This window comes from Streptococcus sanguinis SK49 (assembly GCF_000212815.1).
Lineage (GTDB): Bacteria > Bacillota > Bacilli > Lactobacillales > Streptococcaceae > Streptococcus > Streptococcus sanguinis_C.
The window spans coordinates 1,095,473-1,110,942 of record NZ_GL890985.1 but is presented as its reverse complement, the minus strand read 5'-3'; the positions used below and the strand labels follow the sequence as shown (position 1 = coordinate 1,110,942).

The 15,470-nt window shown below is 43.8% G+C and carries 17 protein-coding genes; 5 read left to right on the top strand and 12 right to left on the bottom strand.

Annotated elements, in window-relative coordinates:
• Positions 1-278: 278 nt before the first annotated feature.
• Both HMPREF9380_RS05505 and HMPREF9380_RS05510 read right to left on the bottom strand, forming a co-directional pair.
• Positions 279-1,460, bottom strand: coding sequence for a pyridoxal phosphate-dependent aminotransferase (locus HMPREF9380_RS05505; RefSeq protein WP_002933419.1), 1,182 nt, complete (start codon positions 1,458-1,460; stop codon positions 279-281).
• Entirely contained in the window at positions 1,457-1,945 is a 489-nt protein-coding gene (locus tag HMPREF9380_RS05510; RefSeq protein WP_002933418.1) for a cell wall elongation regulator TseB-like domain-containing protein, read from the bottom strand. Before HMPREF9380_RS05510 ends, HMPREF9380_RS05505 begins: the two co-directional genes overlap by 4 nt.
• 114 nt (positions 1,946-2,059) lie before the next feature.
• Between HMPREF9380_RS05510 and HMPREF9380_RS05515 the strand changes: the two genes are divergently transcribed.
• Together HMPREF9380_RS05515 and HMPREF9380_RS05520 are read left to right on the top strand one after the other, a co-directional pair.
• Entirely contained in the window at positions 2,060-2,506 is a 447-nt protein-coding gene (locus HMPREF9380_RS05515; protein WP_002933417.1) for a MarR family winged helix-turn-helix transcriptional regulator, read from the top strand.
• Positions 2,507-2,591: 85 nt separating this feature from the next.
• Entirely contained in the window at positions 2,592-3,140 is a 549-nt protein-coding gene (locus tag HMPREF9380_RS05520; protein ID WP_002933416.1) for an NADPH-dependent FMN reductase, read from the top strand.
• Between the two features lie 201 nt (positions 3,141-3,341).
• Here HMPREF9380_RS05520 and yaaA read toward each other — a convergent pair whose 3' ends face one another.
• Together yaaA and HMPREF9380_RS05530 are read right to left on the bottom strand one after the other, a co-directional pair.
• A complete protein-coding gene (gene yaaA, locus HMPREF9380_RS05525; protein WP_002933414.1) occupies positions 3,342-4,070 on the bottom strand; it encodes a peroxide stress protein YaaA in 729 nt (242 codons plus the stop codon).
• Positions 4,071-4,086: 16 nt separating this feature from the next.
• Positions 4,087-4,671 carry a VanZ family protein gene (locus tag HMPREF9380_RS05530; RefSeq protein ID WP_002933413.1) on the bottom strand — a complete coding sequence of 195 codons (585 nt, stop codon included), beginning with the start codon at positions 4,669-4,671 and terminating at the stop codon, positions 4,087-4,089.
• A gap of 129 nt (positions 4,672-4,800) precedes the next feature.
• On the opposite strand from HMPREF9380_RS05530, the gene HMPREF9380_RS05535 reads away from it, so the two are divergent.
• Together HMPREF9380_RS05535 and trhA are read left to right on the top strand one after the other, a co-directional pair.
• Positions 4,801-5,262: a DUF1836 domain-containing protein gene (locus tag HMPREF9380_RS05535; RefSeq protein ID WP_002933411.1), complete on the top strand. Its 462-nt coding sequence runs from the start codon at positions 4,801-4,803 to the stop codon at positions 5,260-5,262.
• Positions 5,246-5,893, top strand: coding sequence for a PAQR family membrane homeostasis protein TrhA (gene trhA, locus HMPREF9380_RS05540; RefSeq protein WP_002913457.1), 648 nt, complete (start codon positions 5,246-5,248; stop codon positions 5,891-5,893). The genes HMPREF9380_RS05535 and trhA overlap by 17 nt, the downstream gene beginning before the upstream one ends.
• 28 nt (positions 5,894-5,921) lie before the next feature.
• Here the strand turns inward: trhA and HMPREF9380_RS05545 are convergent, their stop codons facing one another.
• The gene (locus HMPREF9380_RS05545; RefSeq protein ID WP_002933409.1) at positions 5,922-6,521 is read right to left on the bottom strand and encodes an ECF transporter S component; all 600 of its coding nucleotides are present in this window, start codon (positions 6,519-6,521) and stop codon (positions 5,922-5,924) included.
• Entirely contained in the window at positions 6,502-7,368 is an 867-nt protein-coding gene (locus tag HMPREF9380_RS05550; RefSeq protein ID WP_002933407.1) for a pyridoxamine kinase, read from the bottom strand. The genes HMPREF9380_RS05545 and HMPREF9380_RS05550 overlap by 20 nt, the downstream gene beginning before the upstream one ends.
• Before the next feature lie 39 nt (positions 7,369-7,407).
• Between HMPREF9380_RS05550 and HMPREF9380_RS05555 the strand changes: the two genes are divergently transcribed.
• Positions 7,408-8,727, top strand: a complete 1,320-nt coding sequence (locus HMPREF9380_RS05555) for an aminotransferase-like domain-containing protein (protein ID WP_002933406.1) — start codon at positions 7,408-7,410, stop codon at positions 8,725-8,727.
• A gap of 49 nt (positions 8,728-8,776) precedes the next feature.
• On the opposite strand, the gene HMPREF9380_RS05560 is transcribed toward HMPREF9380_RS05555, so the two are convergent.
• From HMPREF9380_RS05560 to HMPREF9380_RS05585, 6 genes are all read right to left on the bottom strand, one after another.
• A complete protein-coding gene (locus tag HMPREF9380_RS05560; protein WP_002933405.1) occupies positions 8,777-10,516 on the bottom strand; it encodes an ABC transporter ATP-binding protein in 1,740 nt (579 codons plus the stop codon).
• 1 nt (position 10,517) lies between these two features.
• Entirely contained in the window at positions 10,518-12,260 is a 1,743-nt protein-coding gene (locus tag HMPREF9380_RS05565) for an ABC transporter ATP-binding protein (protein WP_002933404.1), read from the bottom strand.
• An 87-nt stretch (positions 12,261-12,347) separates the two neighbouring features.
• Positions 12,348-13,019 (bottom strand): MmcQ/YjbR family DNA-binding protein, encoded by a 672-nt coding sequence (locus HMPREF9380_RS05570; protein WP_002933403.1) that lies wholly within the window; start codon positions 13,017-13,019, stop codon positions 12,348-12,350.
• Between the two features lie 32 nt (positions 13,020-13,051).
• Positions 13,052-13,684 carry a copper homeostasis protein CutC gene (locus tag HMPREF9380_RS05575; protein ID WP_002933402.1) on the bottom strand — a complete coding sequence of 211 codons (633 nt, stop codon included), beginning with the start codon at positions 13,682-13,684 and terminating at the stop codon, positions 13,052-13,054.
• A gap of 64 nt (positions 13,685-13,748) precedes the next feature.
• Positions 13,749-14,609, bottom strand: a complete 861-nt coding sequence (locus tag HMPREF9380_RS05580; protein ID WP_002933401.1) for a GNAT family N-acetyltransferase — start codon at positions 14,607-14,609, stop codon at positions 13,749-13,751.
• 90 nt (positions 14,610-14,699) lie between these two features.
• A complete protein-coding gene (locus HMPREF9380_RS05585) occupies positions 14,700-15,299 on the bottom strand; it encodes a hypothetical protein (protein ID WP_002920904.1) in 600 nt (199 codons plus the stop codon).
• Between the last annotated feature and the right edge of the window lie 171 nt (positions 15,300-15,470).

The following is a 15,470-nucleotide window of genomic DNA, read 5'->3' as shown; positions in this document are numbered from 1 at the left end:
TTACCATAAAGCGATTGCAATAGCTATCCTTGAAAAGGATAAAATCAAAAATCTTTTTAAAAGATATCTAATTTTCGAAAGTGTTATATTATAAATTAATAAAGTAATCTAAGAAAACAATTGTTTGGAAAAAACCTCATATGCTTATAATCTATATTCTTTTACAACTTTATCAAATTGTTTGCCAATGCAGTTTAGGGTAACTAAAAAGGACGAACTCTGAGTCCATCCTTATCTATTGTTTATAAATCTTCGAAAGCAGTCTAAGATTGAGAGATCTATTTGCTCTCCATAAATTGCTTCAGGCGCTGAACGGCTTCTTTGAGCGTATCCAAATCCGTCGCATAACTAAGACGGACATTTTCTGGAGCACCAAACCCTGCTCCGGTCACCAGAGCTACACCAACTTCTTCTAAAATTGCTGTCGTAAACTCGGTCACATCGGTATATCCTTTCATTTCCATGGCTTTCTTGACATTTGGAAAGAGATAGAAGGCCCCTTGTGGCTTAACCACTTCAAAACCTGGCACTTGAGCCAAGAGAGGATAGATGGTATTGAGACGCTCTTCAAAGGCCTGACGCATAGTCTCGACCGTTTCCTGGCTGCCAGTCAGAGCTTCGATAGCTGCATATTGAGCCGCTGCTGTCGGGTTAGAGGTCGTCTGGCCAGCAATCTTACTCATAGCCGCAATAATCTCCGGCTCACCAACTGCGTAGCCAATCCGCCAGCCTGTCATGGAGTAGCTCTTAGAGACACCATTGATGACCACCGTCTGCTTGCGAATCTCCTCAGACAGACTGGAAATTGGCGTAAATGTATTACCGTTATAAACCAGCCGTCCATAGATGTCATCTGCCAAAATCAGAATATCATGCTCCACAGCCCAGTTCCCAATCGCCCTTAGCTCATCCGCTGTATAAATCATACCAGTCGGATTGGACGGCGAGTTCAAAACCAAGACCTTGGTCTTATCAGTACGAGCAGCTTCCAGCTGTTCCACCGTAACCTTGAAATTATTTTCCTCAGTGGTTTGAACAAAAACAGGAGTCCCCTCGGCCATCTTAATCTGGTCGCCGTAGCTGACCCAGTAAGGCGTCGGAATGATAGCTTCATCACCTGGATCAAGCACACTCATAAAGAAAGTGTAGAGGGAGAACTTAGCTCCGCTTGCCACCGTCACTTGATTAGGCTGGATGGTGTAGCCGTAATAGTTGGCAAAATACTCTACCACTGCTTCTTTTAGCTCTGGCAGACCGCTAGTCACCGTATAAAAGCTAGCACGCCCATCCTCAACAGCTGCTACAGCAGCGTCTCGGATGTTCTTAGGCGTTGGAAAATCTGGCTCTCCCAGAGTCAGAGACAGAATATCCCGCCCCTGTGCTTTCAAAGTTTTAGCACGCGCTGCTGTTGCCAGAGTCACGCTTTCTTCCATCTTTAAGACACGATTTGATAATTTCATAGTCCCTCCTTGCTGACCAACTGTCCGCTTTCAAAACCAATCAGGTAGTAGGTGCCTCCCGACTTGACTTCCCAGATGGGCTGATCCTGAAAATAGCCCATGGTCACCTTATCAATAGTTCCTGCTCCATTTTCCTTGGCAATTCTCTCCGCCTCTGCCTGACTGACACCTTGGTCCAGTCGATAGACTCGAATCTCATTGGTATCTTTTGCAATCAAAACAGCTTTTTCGACACCTTTACTTGTCTTGCCAAGCAGACTGTAGTAGGATTCCTGCCCATTGTAGATGGCAAAAGAATCCACTTTTTCAAGATCTGCATATTCCTTGGCCAAGCGTCTGCTTGCTTCCTTAGCCGACTGTCTCGGCTGCATAGACACTTGCAAATCTGCAAAAAATGAAAAGACAAGAACGCTGAGAACGATAAAAATACCGATAAGGTACTGCCAAATTGGAAAACTGGCTTTATTTCTATTTTTATATTTCACTCCGTCATTATACTACAAATACTCCTATTTTTCTATCTTTTTTTGATGAGAATATTCTCATAATTCTAAAGCAATATCCTTGCATATGATACTATTTATTGGTAAAATATTGTTATGAAGATTACAGACGATTTAAGCAAAGAAACTCTGCTTGATTTGAAAACCATGATTGTCTTTCATAAGGCAGAAAGAACTATCCGTGCCATTGAAGCCCAAATTTTTAAAAAGCATGATTTGACTCCTACTCAGTTTTCCGTCTTAGAAACCCTATACAGCAAAGGAGAGCTGCGTATTCAGGACCTGATTGACCGTATACTGGCTACTTCTGGCAACATGACTGTCGTCATCAAAAATATGGAACGCGACGGCTGGATTGTCCGCACCTGCGACCCAAATGACCGCCGGGCTTTTTTGATTGGTCTGACGAAACAAGGCAGAGCTAAAATTGAAGCTGCCCTGCCTGATCATATTAAAAATATTCAGCAAGCTCTGTCCATTCTTGAAGAAGACGATAAGCAGGATTTGATTCGCATTCTAAAAAATTTCAAAAAATTGAGCTAAATAATTGCTAACTAGTGATTAATGTTGTAACATATATTGTAACAAGAGAGATATCTCTTTATATTATAAAAAAGGAGACAATGCAATGTCTAAAGTATTATTCATCGTCGGCTCGCTTCGTCAAGGTTCTTTCAACCACCAATTGGCTGAGCAAGCAGAAAAAGCTTTGGCTGGCAATGCAGAAGTTTCATATCTTGATTACAAAGATGTACCATTCTTTAACCAAGACATCGAAAGTCCTGCTCCAGCTGCTGTTACTAAGGTTCGTGAAGAAATTTTGGCCGCTGATGCCATCTGGATTTTCTCACCTGTCTACAACTGGGCTATTCCAGGAGTAGTGAAAAACCTTTTAGACTGGACTTCACGCGCTCTGGATCTATCAGACCCAACTGGCCCATCTGCTCTGAATGCTAAGGCTGTTACAGTTTCATCTGTAGCTAACGGCACATCACCAGACGAAGTATTCAAGCACTATCGCAGCCTGCTGCCATTTATTCGTATGAATGTGGTAGAACCATTCACAGGTATTGGTATCAACCCAGAAGCATGGGGAACTGGTCAACTGACTGTCGCAGAAGACAAACTTGCTGAACTCTCAGCACAGGCTGATGCTCTTTTAGCAGCCCTTAACTAAAAAGAGAAGATTATAAAAAGAAAAGAAAACTTATAAGACACTAACCCCTCGCAAAAATTGCGAGGGGTTTTAGTATGAGATTCATCAAAACAGTCGCCATTTTAGTACTTTTAAAGAGACAAATAAAATTTAAGACTTTTAAAGTGTTTTGTTTAATTTCACATATAAAAAGAATGCTTTTTCCTTATATAAATATCTCTTCTACACTTCCTTCACATAAACCAATTCTTGTTCACTAGACAGATCAGGTCGGTAAGTAAAGCCAGCAAAGCTTAGTTTTTTCATCTGTTCGACTTCTGTTACTTGGTTAGTTATTAGAGCTGTTAAAAACTCACCACGCGCTTTTTTAGAAATGGTCGAATGGACTTTCAGCTTACCGCCTCGGTTTTCCAGAAACTTGAAGCCTATCATGCGCTGACGGATTTCCTTGGAAAAGACTGTTTCAAACTCGCTGGACAGGAGGGAGAAAATCATCTCATCTTCTGCCAGAGCTTGGTCATAAGCTTCTTTCCAAAATGCCTTGAGACTCTTCCCATCTAACTTGAGTGGCATCATAAAGTCCAAGCGATGGGGCGCTATGGGCTCCAGGGCTGGGATGACACCGTAAAGCGCTGATGTGATGGCAAGATGCTTCTCAATATACTGACTTTCCTCCTTGGTATAGTCCTGCCTCTTGATATGGCGGTACATAAGGCCATCAAAAAGATAAAGGGCTGGAGCATACTGAGCAGTTCCTTCTCGCAAAGCCTGAATGGCTTGCCACTCTACCTCCGCTCTTTCTGGGGAGATTTTATAAAATGATGCCAAGTCAGTTACTGACATGGTTGCCAACTCATCCAACACAGCCTGAGTTTGTGCTGAAAGTGGATTCGGGATTGCAGATGGAGCAGTTAGATTCAACTCTTTCGCAGTTGGGATAAGAATTTTCATAGTTTCCTTCTTTCATTTAGTGAATATGATGGACAACCCATTTTCCCAAGGCTGTCTCTAGTAGATAGCTGCCGATAATGAAGCCTAGCAGATTAGTCAGGATATCACCCAAGTCAAAAATGCCAAGGTGAAAGAGATATTGGCTACCCTCAACCAGACTGATAGCCAAGGTAAAATAAGCCGCATGTTTCCATGACAGCTTGCAGAGAAAGCCCAGCGGAATGAACATAATGATATTCATGGTTGGTACCAGCTTATCTCCATAAATCCAATTATAGGTAAAAGACTGCAGGTCCAGACTAAAGCCCTGCCTGCCGATATTTTTCAAAAAGAGGGCATAGAATAGAATGAGAAAATAGAGGGTGTAACTAGCTAGCACCAGCCAACGAGGAATGTGCCGACTGTAGAGGCCACGTATAAAAAGCGAACTGATAGCTGTCAGAGTCAGGATGATAGAAGCTGGTATCAACAGGTTCCACTCTGGCTGATTCTTGTAAAAGACAACGGCTACATAGGCATAAAAAAAGCGCATATAGAGCCAAGACCAAAAAATCAGACTGCCTAGGAAGGCTGCCATATCAAAGATTATTTGTTTTTTCATCTGAAACCTCCCTTTCTTCTTTTTAAAATTATATCAAATTTCAAAGGGACATTCTATTTTTTGCTTGACTTTGATTTACAGAGATGTTATCATCTAGTTATAAAGACTAGATAAGAAAGTGATAAAGATTTGAACGCTCAACAAGTTTTTCCCAAATGGGACGAATTACCAGAACTGGACCTATATTTGGACCAGGTTCTGCTCTATGTAAACAATGTCTGTGGCTCTTCCATTTCATCCGCTGACAAGGGACTGACTGCTTCTATGATTAACAACTACGTCAAGCATGGCTATATTGCCAAGCCGGTCAAGAAAAAATATCAACGTCGTCAGGTAGCACGTTTGATTGCCATTACGACCTTAAAAACGGTCTTTTCTATCCAGGAAATTTCAGCTACTTTAAATATGCTTCATAAATCAGCAGATTCGCGAGAACTCTATGACGACTTCGTTGACTATATGAACGGTAGCAAGCTGGAGGTGGCACCCATCATTTCCACTGCTTGCCAGACGGTTAAACTCTATCAAAAGACCTTATCCCTAATCCAAGTACCAAATGAGGAGGAAGAAAATCTTGAACTACGCGCTTAAACTCAGTAAAAAACTATCCTTCGGAGAGGAAATCGCCAATGCTGTTACCCATGCGGTAGGGGCCGTCCTGATGCTGATTCTGCTGCCTATCTCGGCCATTTATAGCTATGAAGGGCACGGGTTGGTTGCTGCTATCGGAACTTCTATCTTTGTTATCAGCCTCTTTCTCATGTTTCTCTCTTCAACTGTCTACCATTCTATGTCCTATGGCTCGACCCATAAATATATCTTGCGCATTATCGACCACTCCATGATTTATATCGCTATCGCTGGCAGCTACACGCCAGTCGTGCTGTCGCTGATGAATAACTGGTTTGGCTATCTCATCATTGCTATCCAGTGGGGCACGACCATCTTTGGTATCCTCTACAAGATTTTCGCTAAGAAGGTCAATGAAAAATTCAGTTTGGCTCTCTATTTGATTATGGGCTGGCTGGTAGTCTTTATCATTCCGCAGATTATCGGTCAAACCGGACCAGTTTTCTGGGGACTCATGCTGGCTGGTGGTCTCTGCTATACTGTAGGAGCTGGCTTCTATGCTCAAAAGAAGCCCTACTTCCACATGATTTGGCACCTTTTCATTCTAGCGGCCTCTGCCCTACAATACCTTGCTATCGTTTACTTTATGTAAGAAAAAATACAAAACCGTCTGAGAATTCTCAGACGGTTTCTTTGTTTATGTTGATTATTGATTCATCCTTACTTTTCAGTGGTCTTCTTTGCTTATGCGCTTTTCTGACTTGCTTAAAAATTGGATATAAGATTGGGACAGCAATGACTGTCGCTAGACTGGAGCCAAATGTACCAGTAATCTCAGCTACTGCCAGCAAAAAGGCTGCTGGTAAACTACTCCCGCCAAGCAGTGTTCCTGTCAGAGTGTACTTGAGGATATTAAGCACAATTTTTACCAAAGCAGCTGCTACTGCTGTCATAAGAATATTTCTTAGTTGATCCTTTCTCTGAAAGAGTCCTTCATACAGAAAATGAATCACCACGGCCACCGCAAGTGCTTCTAACAAGATAATTGGGATTTCCACTGCGTAACCATTTAGCAAGTCAAATATTCCTAGTCCAATAGCAGCCGCCAAAAAACCGAGTTTACTGCCAAAAATCAGACAACCCACCACCACCAGTGCATTTCCAAAATGAATAAACTGAGCTCCGACAGGAATTTTAAAAAACTGAATGCTCAGAAAAATCAAAGCAGCAAATAAACTAATCATGGTTAAGGTTTGCAAATCAAGTGTTTGTTTCTTCATCTTTTTCCTCCATTAAGGCTTGAAAATCAGCAAAAAGCTCTCCTAGGTAGGGCTGGTAAAAAACGCCCTTCTTTGGATCTATTTGCTCTTTAAAGCTAAGTGCCAAGCTCTTTTCAATAAACTTCAAAATCATAGGTAGGGCTTGCTTGATGTCGACCCCTTGAACAAAAGCCGCAGCTACAAGTGTCGTCAATATATCACCCGTTCCAAAAAATTGCTGGGGCAAAGCTGGACTAGAAAAGAGGTTAAACTCCTCTGTTGCCGCATCAAAATAGGCCACACCAATCTGATTTTCTTTCATGGGCAAGCCAGTTAGCAAGACCTTGCTCGGTCCTAACTCAGCCAAACGCTTGCAGTAGTCCTCCCATCTATCTTCTGATAAGCTATCTTCGTAGGATTCCTCCAACAACAAACAGGCTTCCGTCAAATTGGGCAGAACCAAATCGGCATGCTGGCAGAGGCGACGCATATGGTCTAGATGGGCATCTGAAAATCCCTGATAAAAAGTCCCCTTGTCTCCCATGATAGGATCCACGATAAGGGGCAAGCTTTTTTCCTTTTTAAAGCGCAGCAAATTTTCCACCTGTATGTCAGATTTCAAATATCCTGTTACCAAAGCTGAAAAGTCGAACTCCAGGCTCTGCCATTGTTTCAAAAAAGCAAGCATCCCGCTCGTATAATCATCTATGTAGATGTCTGAAAAACCGCCTGTATGGGACGATAAAATCATGGTTGGCAAGAGGGCAACCTCTAGCTGACAAATTGCAAAAAGCGGCAGGGCAGCTGTTGCGGCAACCTTACCTAAGCCAGAAATATCTGTGGATAGAATAACTGTTTTTGTTTTCATGACTCCTCCTACTTGCTCTCTATTGTAAAATATCTGAAAATGAGTTACAATATGAAAAAATCAGATCTGTATGGGGACAGTTTTATGACCAAAGCAAAATACCAGCGCATCGTTGATAAGATTACTAAGGATATTAAAGAGGGAAAACTGGCAACTGGTCAGAAAATTCCTTCTGTCCGAAAGCTTGCTGAGCGTTATCACTGTAGTAAGGATACTGCGCAGAAGGCTCTGATTGAGCTCAAGTATCAGAAGTACATCTATGCCGTTCCCAAAAGCGGCTACTATGTGCTGGAGAATGCCCAGGAAGAAAAGCAGGATTTGGAGCTGCCTGTGAGGGATGACCGCCACCAAGCCTACGAGGATTTCCGACTCTGTGTGAATGAAACTCTGATTGGCCGGGAAAATTATCTCTTCAACTACTACCCTCAGCAGGAAGGACTGGAGGATCTGCGTCGCTCTGTGCAAAAGCTAATGCTGGACTCTGCTGTCTATGCTACTAGGGATCAGTTGGTACTGACTTCCGGCACCCAGCAGGCCCTCTATATCCTTTCACAGATTGAATTTCCCAACCAAAAAGAGCGTATCTTAGTAGAGCAACCGACCTACCATCGAATTAATGATCTTCTGCTAGCGCAAAAACTTCCTTATGAAACCATTGAAAGGACACCGCAGGGGATTAATCTGCAAGAGCTGGAGAGGATTTTTAAAAGCGGAAAGATCAAGTTTTTCTACACTATCCCGCGTTTTCACTATCCCTTGGGCCACTCTTACAGTCGGCAGGACAAGGAAGAGATTCTTCGGCTGGCCCAGCTCTATGATGTCTATATTGTAGAAGATGACTACCTATCAGACTTTGATAGCCGGCGGGAGCTAACCTTTCATTATCTAGACAATAGCCAGCGCGTCATCTACATCAAGTCCTTTTCTACCAGCCTTTTCCCGGCCCTAAGGATTACTGCCCTGCTCCTTCCACCCCAGATTCAAAAGACCTTTATCGCTTACAAAAGTGCCGTGGACTATGACAGCAACCTCATCATGCAGAAGGCTCTATCTCTCTACATCGACAGTCTCATGTTTGAAAAAAATAGGCTGGCGCTGCTGCAGCTTCAAGAAGAGGAAGCAAGAAAGGCGCAGATACTGCTAGAGCAAGCTCAGCTGCCACTAGCCAGCTATCTGACCAAGGACGGCATTCTGTTAGACTTGAGGTCACTTTCTTCTGTCAGTGCTCTCAAACACAGCAGCCTGCCGCTTGACTTCTTTGAACAAAGCTACCTTGCTAGCTGCCCTTACCAGTATGCCAAGCTTCCTTATGATAACTTAGAAGAAAATGTAGAGAAATTAAAAGACTATTTAAAATAGGTGTAGAATTCATTCGGAATTCTACACCTTTCATTTATAATCAGGTTTTTCAAGACTCCATCATCCCAGCCTGCAGTTGGTACATTTTCTTATAGGTTCCATCCTGTGCTAACAATTCTTCGTGGCTGCCGGATTCGATAATGCGGCCCTTGTCTAAGACATAGATGCAATCGGCATCCTGAATAGTAGACAGCCGGTGGGCAATGGCAATGGTTGTCCGACCCCGCCGCATTTTTCTCAGTGAGGATTGAATCAGCTCCTCTGTCTCCGAATCAATATTGGCTGTCGCCTCATCTAAAATCAAGATTTTAGGCTTGGTGGCGATGGTTCTGGCAAAGGCTAGAAGCTGACGCTGACCGCTGGAAAAAGTCGCTCCCCGCTCAGTCACAGGGGCATCATAAGCTTGAGGCAGCTGACTGATAAAGCCATGAGCGTCTACAAACTTAGCCGCTTCTATAATTTCTCCTCGCGTCAGCTGCTCTTGGTAAAGCTGGATATTGGAAGCAACGGTACCGTGATAAAGGAAAGGATCCTGCAAGACAAGGCCAATCTTTCGCCGCAGCTCCGCTTGACTATAGTCTTTAATATCGCGTCCATCAATCAAAATCTGCCCCCGCTCAAACTCATAAAAACGCAGGAAAAGATTGATAATCGAGGACTTGCCAGAGCCAGTCGAGCCCACAAAGGCAATCGTCTGGCTTTTTTTGACAGAAAAGGAAATATCCCGCAAAACATCACGCTTCCCATCATAAGAAAAGGAAACATGCTTGAATTCGATACTGCCATCTTGGATTTGCAAGTCTTGGTTAGCCTGCTCAGGCTCGTAGTCTGTGCGGTCCATAATTTCAAAAACTCGCTCCGCAGCAACCATAGATGTCTGTAGAACAGAGTAATTCTGCATAACATCAATCAAAGGATTAAAAAGCTGATTGACATACTGGATAAAGGCATACATAATACCAGCCGTAATTCCCGCCACTTGCCAAATCAAGCCAAAGTAAGTCAGAATCACTCCATAAGCCAAGATTTTCAGAAGGGACATAGCCGGCCTTAGAAAGAGACTGTTGATATTTAGATAGCGATTTGTGAAGCCTAAATGCTGACCGTTGATTTCTTCAAATTCCCGCAGCAAGCGCTTCTCTTGCCCAAAAGCCTGAATAATCCGCATTCCTTCAATACTTTCAGATAGCTTGACATTCAAATCGCTGAGCTTATTCCGGACCTGCTTCAGCTGACGATTGGATAGATGCTGATAAAGCAAGATAGAAGCTGCCATCAGAGGTAAAAAGAGAGCAATCATCAGGGTCAATTGCCAGTTGAGGGCAAACATGGCGCTCAAAGTAACAACTAAAATCAGCAAGGAGCTCAAAAAATTAGAAAAAATCTCACTGAACATATCTGCGACTGCCTGAGTATCATTAGTCAGGCGGGAAACGATAGCACCAGCTGGCGTCCTATCAAAATAAGCCATTTGCAGACGCTGGATATTGGCAAAGCTTTCCTGTCGCAAGTCCCGAACCACACTTTGAGCCACACGCGCAAAGAAATACTTTCCCAAGAAGGTAAAAAGTACCCGCAAGAGGAAAAGACCATAGTAAAGAGCCAGCAAAGGCAGGCCAGCCCAGGCTTGATTGCGCCCGATAAACTGATCAATAAAATAGCGGGCCAGAAGCGGCAATGCCGTTGTAACTAGAGTCGTCAGCAGGATGAAGGTCAAGGCCATACTGCTCACTATCCTGTAACGCCACATGTAGCCTAGGAGGCGATGAAAAGTTGCTTTCTTTTTCATATTAATCTTCCTCCTTCAAGCTTTCTGCCAGCTGCTGATTATGGTATGTCTGGGCATACCAGCCCTTTTGCTCCAATAGCTCTTGGTGAGTACCCCGCTCCTTGATACGCCCCTCTTCCATGACCAAAATCAGGTCTGCATGCACCAAGGCTGACAGCCGATGAGCTGTGATGATGGTTGTCTTGCCAGCACGCTCTGACTTTAGATTTTCTAAAATCAGGTTCTCCGTCTTAGCATCGACAGCCGATAGGGAATCATCCAAAATCAGGATTTCAGGATTGGTAATAATAGCCCGACTCATCGCTAAGCGCTGCTTCTGTCCGCCAGATAAGGACAAGCCCCGCTCACCAACAACTGTATCCAGCCCCTCTGGCATAGCCTGAATATCCTCATACACACCGCATAGTTGAGCGGCAGCTAGAACCTGGCTATCTGTCAGTTGGGGATTAGCAAAGCGGATATTGTCCCGAATGGACAGAGCAAAGAGCATCTGTTCCTGTGGTACATAGCCGATGAGACGGCGCAAATCTTTGAGGCGGTACTCTCGGATATCATGGCCATTCAGATAGATAGCCCCCTCCTGGATATCCTGTTCCCGTAGCAGCAAGCGCAGAAGAGTGGTCTTCCCTGAGCCAGTCTGACCGACAATTCCCAGTGTCTGTCCCTGCTCAATGGAAAAATGAATATCAGATAAACTAGTCTCCTCGGCATAAGAAAACTTCTGAATATCATAATCCAATCGACCATTTTCCGCATGAGAAAGGGGTTGTTCAGCTTCCTTGACATCTGACTCCTGAGCCAGCAGTTTCTCAATCCGTTCATAGGAAACAGCCCCTCGCTGGCCGATGTTAAAAAGATAGCCTGTAGCCTGCAGCGGCCAAACCAGCATATCCAGATAAGTGATAAAGGTAACCAACTCTCCTATGGTAAACTGCCCTTGGGAGATGAAAATTCCACCGAAAATCAAGGTCAAAACATAAGAAAGACCGATAAAAAGCAAAACTAAGGGGTCAAAAAGAGAATCGTACTTGGCAGCTAAAACATTTTTTTCGTAGACTTCCTGATTGGTCTGTGCAAAAGACTGAGTCTCTGCCTCTTGATAGCCAAAGGACTTGGTCACTCGAATCCCTGAAACACTCTCCTGAACCTTATTGTTCAAATCCGAAAATGCCTCTTGAGCAGCCTTAAAACTTTCATGATTTTTTCGGCCAATCAAGCCCGTACCCCACGACAAGAAGGGCATGGGCACAATGGCAATCAAGGTTAGCCGCCAGTCCAAAACGAAAAACATAGTCAGCAGGGTCACCAGGGCTGTAATAGAAGCATCCACAGCTGACATGACTCCACCCCCAGCCAGACTGACAATTGCATTGATATCGTTGGTCGCATGAGCCATCAAGTCCCCTGTACGGTATTTCTGATAAAAAGAGGGAGACATGTGAGTAAAGTGCTCGAACAATCGAGAGCGCAGAATCCGTCCCAGATTATTGGACGTCCCTAAGATATAAAGGCGCCAGACATAACGCAGGCCGTACATGATAAAAGCTGAAGCAATCAGCAACAGCAAATTAAAGAGCAGCTCTTGAGAAGTCAGATGTTTGCTAGCAATTCGGTCAATAACCTGACCGATGACTCTAGGCGGTATCAGATTGAAGACGCTGACCAAGGATAAGGCCAAGATACCGATGATATAGCGCCGCTTTTCCAACTTAAAAAACCAGGCTAATTTTCTAATGAGGTTCATAATTTCTCCTATTCTTACTAGTCTTTTTATTATACTGTTTTTTGAGGAAAAATGAAACACAGCGGATTGGAGCGCTGTGCTTCGATTCTATTTTTTACTGGTCAGCTGGTAACTAACAGCCAGTAAATCAAAGATTTCCTGATCGCTCAGTGTATCATTCAAGGGCAGACTGAGCCAATATTTCTTATTCATGTGAAAGGCCGGGTAAATCCCCTTTTTCTGAATCAGCTCCGCCACATGATCATTCTTAACATTTAGCACCTCAATAGCGCCGCTTCGCTCTGCTTCAAACTTAGACCAGTCTGTGGTCAGAAAAGCCCCATACCATTTTTTACTGTCCTGGTGGCGGAAAACCCCTGCTTTAGTCGAGCTCTTTCTGGACGACTTCTCCCAGAGGTACTCTATTTGCCCCTGATAAACCTCAGTTGCGTGATCCCGCAGTCGCTTACTCTGCTCATAGAGAAAGCCAACCTCGTCAAAACAGTGCTGACGGATAGCCAGAAGAGCTGCCTGACAAGCTTCACGAACCCGACCGACAAACTCCCCCGTCACCTGCTCCATCTTGACCTGCAGATAGGCGTCATCAGTATCACAATCAAAGACCTGATAGTCCAGCTTCCCATCTCTGATAGTCACCTCCAAGCGAAAGTTACCCTTCATAATCTTCTGCGAGAAATGGTAAGCCCCGTCAGACTCCTTAAAACCGTAAGTCTGAAGCTTATCTGGATTAGCCTTGTATTTTTCAAATAGTTCCAACATTTTATTAGGAGCCGCTAGAGCCCTTCTCCTCCTTAAAATACAATTTTAGTTCCATGCAGCTGGTCAACTGCCAGACTGTCTATAATTTGCTGACGATTGCCTAGATGAATGCCACCGCCCGGCATAATATCAATCCGATCAGCAGCATGCTCGATTAATTCGTCCAGCCAAGCAAAATGCTCCTCAATTGGCTCACTGTCAGGTCCTCCGTGGGTCAAAATTCGCTGGACACCGTTCTCAATCAGCCAGTCCATTTCGCCAAACTGGTATTCAGCCGGTATCGCATCAAAAGCCATGTGGAAGACTACTTCCAGTCCCTTGCATGCCTCCAGCAGGCGCTGCATCTTCGAAACATCTATTTCGTTCTTCTCCGTCAAGACACCAAAAACCACTCCCTGACTGCCGACTTCCTTGGCTTTTTGGATATCTGCCAGCATAATCTCAATTTCAAGTTCCGAGTAAACAAAATCACCGCCTCGGGGCCGAATCATGGTCATCACAGTCGCACCGTAAGGCTTGGCTAAGTCAACTGCTGCTTGAATTACGCCGTAACTGGGTGTCGTGCCTCCGACAGCCAAATTATCACAGAGCTCAATCCGCTGGGCTCCAGCCTTCATAGCCTTTTTTAACAAGGTTACATTTTCCGCACAAAATTCATAAAGCATTATCTTACCTCTGATTTAATATATTGATTTCCTTTATCTATTATAACACAAGAGCTTCGCGATATCAGCTCTTATCAAATTTTCCAGCTTCTCTTTTACACCAATCAAGCCAATGGATCTGATAGTCTTCCTTGGACAAAATGCGGTTCTGTAAATCAGCTACCGAGAAGATACCTCTTTCTTGACAAGCCTGAACACAGTATTGATAAAAATCCCAGTTAAGATCGTCCCTATCATAATAGATGGGGATATGAGAGAGGCCAGCCTGATATGCCTTAAAGGCTCTGCTATGTCCATCAGTAAAGAAAACTTTTCCATCCATGCGCTTGACAGGTAAAGCTTCAAGTTCTTGTTGGTCAAAATCAATGCTAATCCTGTCCAGCTTTTCCCGTGAAAGGTAGAACTGACTGGGCTGGATCTGCGCTATGGGCAAGGTCAAATCAAGTGTATAGGACCTACCTCTCTCCCTAGCATGAGTTGGATAGAAACCAAGCGACTCAAATAGACTGCAAGAGGGCTGATTGAAATCATAAATTTCTTGAACTGTTAGTTTCTGATAGCCTAGATTGCGTGCGCGCTGTATCAAAGCAGAAAGAACTTTCTTGCCAACTCCTTTCCTACGGTAGTCCGCATTTCCAATGACAATAGGCAAATCATCTTGCCAAAAGGTCACATCCCCAATAGCCAGCCAGCACTCCTGCTCCCAAACCTCAATAAAATACACTTCACCTAGCGAAGCCAAACACTCATACATCTTTTGAACTTGCTCCGGCGAATAGGGCTCTCTTCTGCCATCAATCATATAAATCATATCTGGATCTTGGTACCAGTCCAAGGCTAGCTCAAACTGACCATCATAGGCCCGCAAACGATGATTGTCATCAATAACAATCAGCTCCTCTTGCTGGATATTAGGAATAGGCATCTTTTCTCCCTCACAATGCTACTGCTCAACTAATAGTATAAAAACTCCATTTGATTCGGAAAGACTCCTCCTCAAATGAAGTTTTCTTTTTTAGATTCCATAACCCATGCTGAACTGGATTTTAGCAGCACCGTTCTGGAAGCTGATTTTATTAATGCTGAATTGACTCTGCGGCAGAGCTAGAAGGAAACTATCTCCCTCCGTTGTGATAGATGAATTAGAGGCCTGCATTTGTTGCTTCAGCATGCCTGTCACCCAAGATTTAGGGATAGGAAGAGAGCCTAGCTTGGCACTATCAATTGTGATGTGCAAGACATTATCTCTCACCGTCACATCCACCTCTAGGTCCAGCTTACTGTCGATAAAGAGCAGTTTGACTGGATACTGGATGCGCAGCTTATTTCCTTCAATGCTGTAAACACTGTTCAGCAGCTCCTGATTCTCAGAGTCGGTTAGAGAAGACTTGAGCACTTGATTGAGCTGGACGCTATTGAGAGATACCTCTGTGCTGACTCCCTGAGCCGTCACATTGGCATTGCTCAAAGCTGGCTCAATAATGCTCATCCAGGAAGCACTGCCTTGAACATTCTTTAATTGTTCACTTTGATTAACAGATGCAGGAACCAGAAACAGCACCGCTGCAAGCAACAGCACCAAAGCAATTCCCACTACTCTTTTTACCATTTTCATGTTTGTATTCCTTTAATTTGAGAAAATCCCCTTAGCTAAAAACACAGCAAGGATTTATCTTATTTTACACTATTTTTGCATAATTTTCTGTAACAAACATATTAAAAAGCTAACAATCCTGTGAGAAAAGGCTGGGACAGATAATCCCAGCCTCTCAATCACATAGCGCTA

Excerpts from the sequence above, each read along its gene's own strand:
- HMPREF9380_RS05505 (WP_002933419.1), bottom strand. The coding sequence starts at position 1,460 with ATGAAATTATCAAATCGTGTCTTAAAGATGGAAGAAAGCGTGACTCTG.
- HMPREF9380_RS05515 (WP_002933417.1), top strand. The coding sequence starts at position 2,060 with ATGAAGATTACAGACGATTTAAGCAAAGAAACTCTGCTTGATTTGAAA.
- HMPREF9380_RS05520 (WP_002933416.1), top strand. The coding sequence starts at position 2,592 with ATGTCTAAAGTATTATTCATCGTCGGCTCGCTTCGTCAAGGTTCTTTC.
- yaaA (WP_002933414.1), bottom strand. The coding sequence starts at position 4,070 with ATGAAAATTCTTATCCCAACTGCGAAAGAGTTGAATCTAACTGCTCCA.
- HMPREF9380_RS05530 (WP_002933413.1), bottom strand. The coding sequence starts at position 4,671 with ATGAAAAAACAAATAATCTTTGATATGGCAGCCTTCCTAGGCAGTCTG.
- HMPREF9380_RS05545 (WP_002933409.1), bottom strand. The coding sequence starts at position 6,521 with ATGAAGAAACAAACACTTGATTTGCAAACCTTAACCATGATTAGTTTA.
- HMPREF9380_RS05550 (WP_002933407.1), bottom strand. The coding sequence starts at position 7,368 with ATGAAAACAAAAACAGTTATTCTATCCACAGATATTTCTGGCTTAGGT.
- HMPREF9380_RS05555 (WP_002933406.1), top strand. The coding sequence starts at position 7,408 with ATGAGTTACAATATGAAAAAATCAGATCTGTATGGGGACAGTTTTATG.
- HMPREF9380_RS05560 (WP_002933405.1), bottom strand. The coding sequence starts at position 10,516 with ATGAAAAAGAAAGCAACTTTTCATCGCCTCCTAGGCTACATGTGGCGT.
- HMPREF9380_RS05565 (WP_002933404.1), bottom strand. The coding sequence starts at position 12,260 with ATGAACCTCATTAGAAAATTAGCCTGGTTTTTTAAGTTGGAAAAGCGG.
- HMPREF9380_RS05570 (WP_002933403.1), bottom strand. The coding sequence starts at position 13,019 with ATGTTGGAACTATTTGAAAAATACAAGGCTAATCCAGATAAGCTTCAG.
- HMPREF9380_RS05575 (WP_002933402.1), bottom strand. The coding sequence starts at position 13,684 with ATGCTTTATGAATTTTGTGCGGAAAATGTAACCTTGTTAAAAAAGGCT.
- HMPREF9380_RS05580 (WP_002933401.1), bottom strand. The coding sequence starts at position 14,609 with ATGCCTATTCCTAATATCCAGCAAGAGGAGCTGATTGTTATTGATGAC.
- HMPREF9380_RS05585 (WP_002920904.1), bottom strand. The coding sequence starts at position 15,299 with ATGAAAATGGTAAAAAGAGTAGTGGGAATTGCTTTGGTGCTGTTGCTT.